This window comes from Nocardioides sp., assembly GCF_034670285.1.
Taxonomy (GTDB): domain Bacteria; phylum Actinomycetota; class Actinomycetes; order Propionibacteriales; family Nocardioidaceae; genus Nocardioides.
On record NZ_JAXMNS010000107.1, the window covers coordinates 1 to 9666 of the forward strand.

The 9666-nt window shown below is 71.4% G+C and carries 13 protein-coding genes; 9 read left to right on the forward strand and 4 right to left on the reverse strand.

Annotated elements, in window-relative coordinates; genetic code table 11:
• Positions 1-599: hypothetical protein (locus VOI19_RS07335; protein WP_323792307.1), on the reverse strand; the 599-nt coding region annotated here is incomplete at its 3' end.
• Between the two features lie 79 nt (positions 600-678).
• Positions 679-1635 carry a hypothetical protein gene (locus VOI19_RS07340; RefSeq protein ID WP_323792308.1) on the reverse strand — a complete coding sequence of 319 codons (957 nt, stop codon included), beginning with the start codon at positions 1633-1635 and terminating at the stop codon, positions 679-681.
• Between the two features lie 23 nt (positions 1636-1658).
• Here VOI19_RS07340 and VOI19_RS07345 point away from each other — a divergent pair, with 23 nt between their 5' ends.
• From VOI19_RS07345 to VOI19_RS07385, 9 genes are all read left to right on the forward strand, one after another.
• Positions 1659-1853, forward strand: a complete 195-nt coding sequence (locus tag VOI19_RS07345; protein WP_323792309.1) for a hypothetical protein — start codon at positions 1659-1661, stop codon at positions 1851-1853.
• 12 nt (positions 1854-1865) lie between these two features.
• Positions 1866-2351: a MarR family transcriptional regulator gene (locus tag VOI19_RS07350; protein ID WP_323792310.1), complete on the forward strand. Its 486-nt coding sequence runs from the start codon at positions 1866-1868 to the stop codon at positions 2349-2351.
• 109 nt (positions 2352-2460) lie between these two features.
• Positions 2461-2907, forward strand: a complete 447-nt coding sequence (locus VOI19_RS07355) for a hypothetical protein (protein ID WP_323792311.1) — start codon at positions 2461-2463, stop codon at positions 2905-2907.
• Entirely contained in the window at positions 2907-3920 is a 1014-nt protein-coding gene (locus tag VOI19_RS07360) for a hypothetical protein (protein WP_323792312.1), read from the forward strand. Before VOI19_RS07355 ends, VOI19_RS07360 begins: the two co-directional genes overlap by 1 nt.
• Positions 3920-5344: a hypothetical protein gene (locus VOI19_RS07365; RefSeq protein ID WP_323792313.1), complete on the forward strand. Its 1425-nt coding sequence runs from the start codon at positions 3920-3922 to the stop codon at positions 5342-5344. The genes VOI19_RS07360 and VOI19_RS07365 overlap by 1 nt, the downstream gene beginning before the upstream one ends.
• A gap of 14 nt (positions 5345-5358) precedes the next feature.
• Positions 5359-5811 (forward strand): hypothetical protein, encoded by a 453-nt coding sequence (locus VOI19_RS07370; protein ID WP_323792314.1) that lies wholly within the window; start codon positions 5359-5361, stop codon positions 5809-5811.
• Positions 5812-5856: 45 nt separating this feature from the next.
• Positions 5857-6813 carry a co-chaperone YbbN gene (locus VOI19_RS07375; RefSeq protein WP_323792315.1) on the forward strand — a complete coding sequence of 319 codons (957 nt, stop codon included), beginning with the start codon at positions 5857-5859 and terminating at the stop codon, positions 6811-6813.
• Between the two features lie 22 nt (positions 6814-6835).
• Positions 6836-7564, forward strand: coding sequence for an EI24 domain-containing protein (locus tag VOI19_RS07380; protein WP_323792316.1), 729 nt, complete (start codon positions 6836-6838; stop codon positions 7562-7564).
• 201 nt (positions 7565-7765) lie between these two features.
• Complete coding sequence (locus tag VOI19_RS07385; protein WP_323792317.1) at positions 7766-8677, forward strand: EamA family transporter; 912 nt, start codon at positions 7766-7768, stop codon at positions 8675-8677.
• A 24-nt stretch (positions 8678-8701) separates the two neighbouring features.
• Here VOI19_RS07385 and VOI19_RS07390 read toward each other — a convergent pair whose 3' ends face one another.
• Both VOI19_RS07390 and VOI19_RS07395 read right to left on the reverse strand, forming a co-directional pair.
• Entirely contained in the window at positions 8702-9463 is a 762-nt protein-coding gene (locus VOI19_RS07390) for an NUDIX hydrolase (protein ID WP_323792318.1), read from the reverse strand.
• Between the two features lie 33 nt (positions 9464-9496).
• Entirely contained in the window at positions 9497-9661 is a 165-nt protein-coding gene (locus VOI19_RS07395; RefSeq protein ID WP_323792319.1) for an alpha amylase C-terminal domain-containing protein, read from the reverse strand.
• Positions 9662-9666 lie beyond the last annotated feature (5 nt).

Sequence of the window (9666 nt, forward strand, 5' to 3'; positions counted from 1 at the left end):
ACGGGAGCGGCCCCGTTGTTCTTCACCGTCAGCGAGAACACCCCGGTGTTGGTGTTGAAGTTCAGCCCGATCACGTCCATGTCGATCGGGTTGGCGTCCTCACCCCACACCCCGCTGGACCCCGTGGTCGCGCCCGGCGGAGTGGTCATCGGCGCCGAGACCACGATGTTGCCGGTGCCCATCGGGGAGTTGATCGTGAAGGTCAGGGTGTCCGACAGGTTGGCTCCCATCCCGCCCGCGCGGGTGAACGTCACCCGCTGGCCGCCCGCGGTCGCCGTGTGCGGACTTGCCAACCACGGCGACGAGACATCACCGACGCCGTAGACCAGCGACGTGCCCGGAACTGCCACGATGAAGTCGACGTCCACACTCAGCGCACTCGCGGCGCCGCCTGCGTTGTCGAAGGCGATCGAGCAGTCGACGATCCCGCCGAACGCCGCGCGCCGCACCCCGTGGACGGACTGCACCGAGACCTGCGGCGGCACGCCCGGCGAGGCCGCGTACGCCGGCGCGGCGGAGACGGCCATGATCACCGGGGCACTCCATGCGGCGGTCGCTAGCGCGCGGCGGCGGGTCAGGCGGTTCTGGTCCTGAGTCATGCGGCGTGCTCCCCTGGTCGGCGCACCTGGGTACGGCGGGTCATGTGGTGTTCAACGGCAGGCGCGGACGAACGTCGCGTCAGCCAGGAAGAGAGCGGTAGGACGCGGTTGCCGAGTGCGGCGCCGGCACCGAAGGCACGACGTTGGCCTCGATGGTTCGCACGCCCGCCGCCTGCGTGAAGCCGAACGTGAAGTCCAGCGTGCTGTTGCCCTCAACGGGAATCGGCGGGGCCACCCTCCGGAACGTCAGCACCATCTGGTTGCCTGAGCTCTGCACCCGCTCCACCAGCTCGAACGCAGCGTTGCTCATCGCGATGGGGTCCATGGTCAAAGTGCCGACGCCGGCCGTGAGCGTCACCACCACGTCCATCGAGGGGCTCGTGCCGGTGCCGAGGTTGCGCCAGTTGCAGGCCAAGTCCATCGTCGTCGGCGTGGTGCGGAAGGTTGCCAAGTATGGACTCACCAGCACCGCGGCCTCGGCGGTGTTGGCCGGCTGCTCGTTGGAGGTGTAGTTGCCACTGGTCGCCTGGGCGCTCGAAGGTGGCGGCACGACCGGGGCCAACGAGACGTTCGCGGCACGCTGGCTGGTGCCGGGCGCTGCGATGTGGGCATAGGTGAAGGCCAGTGTCGCGTTGTCACCGACGGCGATCTGAGGCGCCACCTTGACGAAGGTGTAGACCCGCGTGGTGGCGTTGCCCGACTGGCTGGCGAACGCGAACGCGTCGTTCTCCATCACCGGTTCGGAGGCTGTGATCGAGCCTGTCGACGCGGTCACCGTCACCGTGACGGACATCGAGTCGGCGGGGCCGGTGCCGATGTTCTGATAGCGGCTGCGGATGGTGATCGCGTTGCCGAGCAGGCTCACCGACGGGGCGGGCGCCTGCAGAACCGCGGCACTCCCCGAACTGGCGTACGCCGGCGCCGCGGAGGCGGCCACGATCACTGGCGCGGCCCAGGCGGCGTTGCCGGCGGTCTTCACGAGCCGACGTCGCGACAGTCCCGTCGATGCGTGGTTCAGATCCTGCTCGCCCTGCATGTGATCCCCGATTCAGTGGCACGTTGGAACGTGTTCCACCCCACAACGAACGTCAGACCCCCAGGTCACGCGGCTCGATGGTGGGCGGCTCGATGATGGGCGGCGAGATCGAGTACGCCTACCTCGACGGGTCCGCCTCCGGCGTTCCGTACGTCGAGCCGGCCAGGATCGGTCCTGACATGCGGGCGGTCTACGACGCCGTCCGTACCGGCGGCTGACAGGATGCCCTGATGCTGCCGTTCGACCCGATCGATGAAGCCGCTCGCCAGTGGGGCGAACGGTGGGACGGCGTACCCGCGATGCACGCGGTCACCTCGCTCATGCGGGCGCAGCAGCTCGTCATCGGTCGACTCGACGCGATCCTCAAGCCGCACGACCTCAGCTTTGCCCGCTACGAGGCGCTGGTGCTGCTGACCTTTTCCTCACGGGGCTCGCTGCCCCTGGGCAAGATGGGGGAGCGTCTCCAGGTGCACCCCACCTCGGTGACCTCGATCGTGCAGCGGCTCGTCGCGCAGGACCTCGTCGTACGACGCCAGCACCCCGACGACAAGCGGCTCGTGCTGGCCGAGATCACTCCTGAGGGCCGGGCCCTGGTGGAGCGCGCCACCGAGGACCTCGTGACTGCAGACTTCGGGCTCGACGCCCTGGGTGACTCCGAGCGATCGGCGCTCTCCGAGCTGCTCCGACCGATCCGTAGCGTGGCCGGCGACTTCTGACGGGCACGTCTCGTGGCGAGTAGAACACCCTCGACGTGGGTAGGACCCGCATCGACCAGGAGGTTCGATGTACGGCGACACACGGGTGATCCGACGGCAGGCTGACCGGATGGACGAGCGTGCGGTGGATCTGCGCGCCCACGGACGTCGTCTCGTGGCGGCGGCCGAGGCGAGCGGGTGGGTGTCGCTCTCCGGTGACCGGATGAAGGCCCGGGTGGCCGAGCGGCGCGGCGAGCTGGACGCGACCGCCGTCGCCTACGAGGAAGCCGCAGCCGCGCTGCGGCGCCACGCGGAGGAGGTCGACGACCTGAAGGCTCTCATCGAGAACATCGAGCAGCGGGTGCGCGGACTCATCTCGGGCGCCGTCGCCCGGCTCCGGGACGCTGCTGCCGGCCTGGTCGACGGAGTGTCCGGGGTCGTCGACGGCGTGCGCGGTGCGATCGGTCTCGGTGACGAACCCTCCGCCGCAGACCAGCGGCTCGCGTCCTACGCGCCACCGCCGTCCGGCGACAAGGCCTGGCTCGAGGCGCCCGACGAGCTGGGGGTGCGGATCTGATGGCCCCACGTGTCGAGCTCGTGGCGTCCGGCCGGCGGGAGCCCGACCAGGTCTCGTCGTCGGCCCCGGCGTCAGTGCCGGTCCCGGTCGTCGTCGAGCTCAGCCTGGCCGAGCTGCTCGTGCTCAGCGAGCAGAGTGGCGGTGCGAGGCTGCCGCTCGACCTGGCGTCGTTTCTCGAGCCTGACAGCGACGACGGCGAGGACCTGCTGGAGCAACGCCTCGACGGCGCGACGCCGTCGCCCCGACAGCGCGCTCGCACCCAGCTGCGGGCCGCCGTCGACGAGGCTCGAGAACGCCCCGAGCCGTCGACGGCCCGGCTCGTCGAGGCCGGGCTGCTGGACCACGCCGGCACCCCGACCCGGGGCGTGGTTTCCGCCCTGAGCCTCCTGGCCGCACCGGAGGCACTGCTCGTGCTCGACCTGGCCGTGACGCGTGGCCGCGGCGAGGACCGCCTGCGGTCCTGGTTCGCCGTGGCCGGGTCGCACGTCGCGCAGCTCTCGACGGCGTCCGGCCTGGTCGTCGAGCTCTCCTGGTACGACGTGGGCGGGCTGCCCGCGGCGCTCGCCAGGGCAGCAACAGTCGACGAGGGACCGGGAGCGAAGGATCACGGCGCCGGTGTCGGGAGTCCTCTGAGGCTGCCGTTCGAGCTGTTCAGCGACGGCACCGAGGCTGTGCGTCGTGGGCGCCCCGACATCCTGGCCGAGCTGGTCCGCCTCGCCCCGCCGGCGACGTGGGTCGCCGGCGAGGAGGTGGCGCCCGAGAGGGTCGGAGCCCTGGTCGCGAACCTCGAGGAGGCGGTGTCCGGACGGCTGAGGGTGCTCGTGACGACGCCCGAGGCCGAGGGCGACGCCGGACGCCGTAAGGCCGGGGTCGTGAGCTGGCTGCGGCTCGGGGGCGGATGGCGGTCGCTCGTGCCACTCGTCCGCGAGGGCGTGCCGCTGGTGGAGATCACCGCTGTCACTCCGCGCGACCTCGCCCGATCAGTCGGCCCGGTCCTGGCGCAGGTGCTCTGATGAGCGACGAGACCCTGTCGGTGACCGGTGGCGCCGCGGGCATCGAGGCCGGCTACACCGACATCAGCCTCCTGGCCACGCTGCTCGACGAGGCCGGCGACGACCTTCGCCACGACGCGTGGCACGACAAGGCGTTGGCGCTCAACGCGGACCTGCTCGAGTCCTCGATCCTGTCGCCGCGCACCTTCGTCGAGGCGGAGGGCGCGGTGGTCGCCGCGACCGTCGGGCCCAAGGGACTGGCGCTTCGCGCGGTGGGCCTGGAGGCCGACGCGTTGAGCATCCAGGTGGCCGTGGCTCTGCTGCGCGGCAGTGACGAGCTGACGATGCAGGCGATGGAGGCCCTCGACTACAGCCTCGGCCACCTGCTCGGCGGAGCCTTGCCGTTCCTGGGCCTGGCAGGTCTGGCCGGGGGCACGACCCTCCTCCTGAGCAACCCCGCGCTCGCGGCCTACCTCGCCGCGCACCCCGAGCTGGCAGACGAGGCGCTCGCCGACGTGCAGGGCTTCCTCGAGGACCACCCGGACCTCGTGCAGCACCTGCTCAACGGCGGGGGCGGCCTCATGGACGGGTTGCTCGGCACACTGCCGCCCGCCGTCCGCACCGCCCTGCTCCTCGAGGTGGGCCTCGCCCCCTTCCACGGCACCACCAACGACGCGGCCGGCGACCTGGCGGGGCTCTTCGGCGACACCGACGTCGTCGTGAGGCCGGGGGAGGGCCCTGCGCCCGACTTCGATGCTCCCGGCTCGCTCGAGGACCTCCTGCAAGACCTGGGGGAGACCAACCGCGGAGTCGACGGGCGCATCGACATCCAGGTGGTCGGTGAGGGCGACCAGGCTCGCTACATCGTGCACCTGCCCGGCACCGACAGCTGGGGGGACGACCCGGGCGATGCGCGCGACCTCACTGCCAACCTGCAGCTCGTCTCCGGTCAGGACACTGCCTACACGCGCGGGATCACCGAGGCCATGGCGGCCGCCGACATCCCACCGGGGGCGCCGGTCATGCTCGTCGGTCACTCCCAGGGCGGCATGGCCGCCGCGCACCTCGCGGCCGACGCCGGTTTCCAGAGCACCTACGACGTCCGTCATGTCGTGACAGCAGGTGCGCCGACCGCCCAGGTGGGGCACGTCGCGTCGGGCACGCAGGTGCTCTCGCTGGAGAACTCCGGGGACCTCGTCCCGCTGACCGACGGGGAGGACAACCCCGACCAGCCCAACCGGACCACGGTCGTCTTCGACGGGCGCACCGGATCGATCGGCGAGAACCACTCCATGGACACCTATCGGGCCGGCGGGGCTGCCGTCGATGCCTCCGACGACCCGTCGATCGGTCACGTCCTGGGCTCGATGAGGGACGACGGCTTCCTGGGTGGCAACTCCAGGGTGCAGACGCAGAGCTTCGTGATCACCCGGGACACGCCATGAGAGGCCGACCACTGATGTCCACCCACCGTCTCCTCGCGCTGATGACGGCGCTCCTGGTGACCGCGACCGGCTGCTCCGACGACCGTCCGCTCGATGCGTCGCAAGCAGGCAAGGGCCTGCCTGACTGCAGCGCGAGCGAGTGCGCCGACGAGATCGCCCCGATCGCGGACGGTGTCGCCGTTCTTCCGGGCGTCATCGACGTCGACCTGTCCTACCGGGAGAAGCAGATCACCGCCGGGGCCTCGGTGACCGGTCGCGTCGACGTACGGCGTGACACCGACTGCGAGGACATCGAGGAGGACCTCGGACGGTTGCTGTGGCAGTCGCAGGTGCACCCGGTCACGTCCATCACGTTGCGGTGCTACGCCCCGGGCAGCGAGGAGACCGGCTACGACTTCGCCGACTACGCCTTCGTCCTGAAGGAGGCGGCCACGCTGGAGGAGGCCTGGGGTCCGCGAGGGGGATGATCCCCCGGCAGTCGCGCCGGGTGTCGGTCTCCTAGGATCGGTCCCATGACGCAGCAGCCGTTCAACCGCCCCGGCGCCATCGACCTCTCGGCCCTCAAGCGGCCCGCACAGCCCGCCCCCGGTGGCGCGGCTCCCGGCGGCCCCCGCGGTCCTGGCGCGCCCGGTGGCGCCGGTGCGTCGTCGTACGCCCTGGACGTCACGGCCGAGAACTTCCAGAGCCTCATCGAGATGTCGATGGCCGCCCCGGTCCTGATCGTGCTCTTCTCGCGCTCGCGGATGCCCGAGAGCGGTCAGCTCGCTGACGACCTCGCGGCGCTGTCGGCGGAGTTCGAGGGCAAGTTCGTCGCCGGCCTCGTCGACGTCGACGTCAACCCGCAGATCGCCCAGGCCATGCAGGTGGAGTCGATCCCGCTCGTCGTCGCCGTCATCGACGGTCGCCCGGCACCGCTCTTCCAGGACGTCATCGGCATCGAGGAGATGCGCACGGCCCTGACCCAGGTGATGCAGCAGCTCGCGACCCAGGGCATGACCGCCCGGCACCAGCCGCTCGGTGCGCCCCCGGTCGCGGAGGAGGGCGCGGAGCCCACGAGCGACCCCCGCTACGCCGCCGCCGAGGACGCGCTCGCGCGCAACGACCTCGATGCCGCCGTCGCGGAGTACCAGAAGCTCGTCACGGCCAACCCTGCTGACACCGAGGCGGCCGCCGGGCTGGCCATGTCCACCGTGCTGCAGCGCACGAAGGACGTCGACCTCGACGGTGCGCGTGCCGCGGCCGACGCCGACCCCGACGACGTGGACGCCCAGACCCTGGTCGCCGACCTCGACCTCCTCGGCGGTGACGTCGAGGACTCCTTCACCCGGCTCATCGACCTCGTGCGCCGAAGCGCCGGCAAGGACCGCGACCGGGCCCGTGAGCACCTGCTCGGCCTCTTCGCGGCTGTCGGCAACGACGACGAGCGGGTGCTGAAGGCCCGTCAGTCCCTGGCTTCAGCGCTCTACTGAGTCCGGTCCTCGGGATCCCGGCATGACCGACCTGCTGCGTGGTGCGGGCTACCTGCGTCAGGGACTCACGTTCCTGCGCGGGCGACCGCGGCTGCTGCTGCTCGGCATGGTGCCGGGACTGATCGTCTTCCTCGTCCTGGGGGCGGCCTTCGTCGCGCTGCTGCTCAACGTCGCGGACCTCGTCGCCTGGGCCACTCCCTTCTCCGACGACTGGGCCGACTCCGTGCGGGCGGTCGTGCGCGGCCTCCTGGCGATCGCCCTGCTCGTCGGGGTGCTCGTGCTGTTCTCGGCGCTGTTCGTCGCGCTGACCCTCACGGTCGGTGACCCGTTCTACGAGCGCATCTGGCGTGAGACCGAGGCGTCCCTCGGCGGGCCGGTGCCCGACCACGCGATCGGGTTCTGGCAGGCGGCGCGTGACGGGCTGCGTCTCGTGCTCGTCGGCCTGGGGTTCTCGGCCCTCGTGCTGCTGTGCGGGCTGGTGCCGATCATCGGTCCGACCGTCGGCATCGTGCTGGGTGTGGTGTTCTCCGGCCGGCTGCTGGCGCGCGAGCTCCTCGGGCGGCCCCTCGGCGCCCGGGGACTCGACGACGCCGCCCAGCTCGCCGCGACGTCCTCACGTCGTACGACGGTGCTGGGCTTCGGCATCGCCACCCAGCTCTGCTTCCTGGTCCCACTCGGGGGCATCCTCGTGATGCCCGCCGCCGTCGCCGGCGCCGCCATCCTCGCCCGCAACGAGCTCGACCTCGCCTGACCTCCGTCCGGTCGCGGTCGGGGGGCGCTCGTCCGCGCCCAGGGTCGGGCTGTCGCACTCACCACCGTTGGGCACGAGATCCTGCCGCGCCGATTTCCTGCGGTCTGTGACCATTCGAGTCGCTACTCGATCGCAGGTCCGCTCATCGTCGGCAGCGTTGCCCGTATTGGTGATCGACGGTCGAGCAGGCACGCTGACGACATGAATCCGAGGGACTCCGCACTCGCCGCCCTCGTGGCTTCGCTGTGGGGCTTCAACTTCGTCGTCATCGACTGGGGCATGGACGGTGTCGACCCGTTGCTGTTCGCGGCGCTGCGCTTCTCCGCCGTCCTGGTTCCGGCGATCTTCTTCATCCGTCGCCCCGACCTGCCCTGGCGCACCATCCTCGGGGTCGGGGCGTTCATGTCACTGGGCCAGTTCGGCTTCCTCTATGCCGCGATGGACGCCGGGTTGCCGCCGGGGCTGGCGGCGCTGGTGCTGCAGGCGCAGGTGATCTTCACAGTGCTGATCGCAGCCGGCGTGATCCGGGAGGCCCCGACGCGTGGACAGCTGGCCGGGGTCGTGATCGGGACCCTCGGCCTGGTGGTGGTGGGCCTCGGGCGCGGCGGGGAGGTCACCCTGCTGGCGATGGCACTGTGTCTCCTCGGAGCGCTCTCCTGGGGCGTGGGCAACGTCGTCTCGCGGGCCTCGGGCGCGACCGGGAGCGGACTGGCACTGACTGTCTGGTCGGCCCTGGTGGTCCCGGTGCCGCTGGTGGCACTCGCCCTCGTGCTGGGTGGACCGGGAGTGCTCGGTGAGAGCGCCGCCTCGTTCGGCTGGCCGGCAGCGCTGTCGACGCTCTACACGGCGGTGCTGGCCTCCCTGGTCGGCTACGGCATCTTCAACACGCTGCTCTCGCGCAACCCGTCGGCTGCAGTGGTGCCGTGGGTGCTGCTCGCGCCGGTCGTGGCGATGCTGGCGGCCTGGCTCCTGCTCGGTCAGCGACCGACCCCCGGGGAGGCCGGCGGGGGAGCCGTGATGATCCTGGGCGTGCTCGTGGCCCTGCGCCCTGCCCGCCGCCCCGCACCACACCCCGAAACGGTGAGTCGGCGCGTAGTCGCGCCGACTCGGTGAAAACAGGGGCGCGCGAGGGGTGGGTCAGCGGCCGGACTCGGTGTAGGCGGCGGAGGATCCGGGCGCGCCCGTGATGGTGGCGAGAGCTGCGGCGACACGGCGGGCGGTGAAGTCGGCGGCGCGCTCGGCGACCTCGGCCGCGGTGCAGAAGGCTGCCGAGCGGATCTCACGCTCCTGCTCGACGATCTGGTCGAGGATCGAGGGGTCGTGGACGCCGCCGTCGAAGACCAGGCAGAGGGCGTCGTCCCAGCCGCCCCACGGGGGCAGCCAGTCGGTGAGGAGCAGCGGTCCGGCGGGGATCTCGAGGGCGAGCTCCTCGGTGACCTCGCGGGCCACGGCCACCATCGGCGACTCGCCGACCTCGACGACGCCGCCAGGAAGGTCCCAGTCCTGCTTGTAGGTGAGCTGGCACAGCAGCACCCGTGGCTCGGGCTCGGTGGTGTCGCGGATCAGCATCTGGCTGATCGCGCGCTTGCGCGGCAGGAACGAGTTGAGCAGCGAGCGGAAGCCGCCGGGCTCGTGCACCGGGGTGTCGGTCGAGAGCCGCGCGAAGAGGATCAGGTCGCCGTCGACCCCGCGCATCACTCCCTCGCGGTGCAGCCCCGACCAGGTCGCGGTGCGCTGCCCCGCCTGGTCGTCGGCGCGCACGTGCGCCTCGACGCGCACGTGGTCGACGAGCGCCGCCGCCACCTCACGGCGTACGACGTCGACGTTCTCGCCGTCGACCCAGCTGATGCGGGCGACTCCGTCGCTGACGGGGGTCACCCGGGTCGGTTGATCGCTCACGCATTCACCCTACGGGCCCGACCGAAAGGCACCTCAGCCGTCCTTGCGCAGCCAGACCGTCGCCAGCGGAGGTACGACGATGTCGGCGTGCGCCGGCATCGCCCCGTGCTCGCCGGCGACCGCCAGCACCGAGCCCAGGTTGCCGACTCCCGACCCGCCGTACGGCGAGGCGTCGGTGTTGAGCGCCTCGGTCCACAGCCCCG

What these genes read in the sequence shown, in the direction of transcription:
- VOI19_RS07340 (WP_323792308.1), bottom strand. Translation starts at nt 1,635, where the DNA reads ATGCAGGGCGAGCAGGATCTGAACCACGCATCGACGGGACTGTCGCGA.
- VOI19_RS07350 (WP_323792310.1), top strand. Translation starts at nt 1,866, where the DNA reads ATGCTGCCGTTCGACCCGATCGATGAAGCCGCTCGCCAGTGGGGCGAA.
- VOI19_RS07355 (WP_323792311.1), top strand. Translation starts at nt 2,461, where the DNA reads ATGGACGAGCGTGCGGTGGATCTGCGCGCCCACGGACGTCGTCTCGTG.
- VOI19_RS07360 (WP_323792312.1), top strand. Translation starts at nt 2,907, where the DNA reads ATGGCCCCACGTGTCGAGCTCGTGGCGTCCGGCCGGCGGGAGCCCGAC.
- VOI19_RS07365 (WP_323792313.1), top strand. Translation starts at nt 3,920, where the DNA reads ATGAGCGACGAGACCCTGTCGGTGACCGGTGGCGCCGCGGGCATCGAG.
- VOI19_RS07370 (WP_323792314.1), top strand. Translation starts at nt 5,359, where the DNA reads ATGTCCACCCACCGTCTCCTCGCGCTGATGACGGCGCTCCTGGTGACC.
- VOI19_RS07375 (WP_323792315.1), top strand. Translation starts at nt 5,857, where the DNA reads ATGACGCAGCAGCCGTTCAACCGCCCCGGCGCCATCGACCTCTCGGCC.
- VOI19_RS07380 (WP_323792316.1), top strand. Translation starts at nt 6,836, where the DNA reads ATGACCGACCTGCTGCGTGGTGCGGGCTACCTGCGTCAGGGACTCACG.
- VOI19_RS07385 (WP_323792317.1), top strand. Translation starts at nt 7,766, where the DNA reads ATGAATCCGAGGGACTCCGCACTCGCCGCCCTCGTGGCTTCGCTGTGG.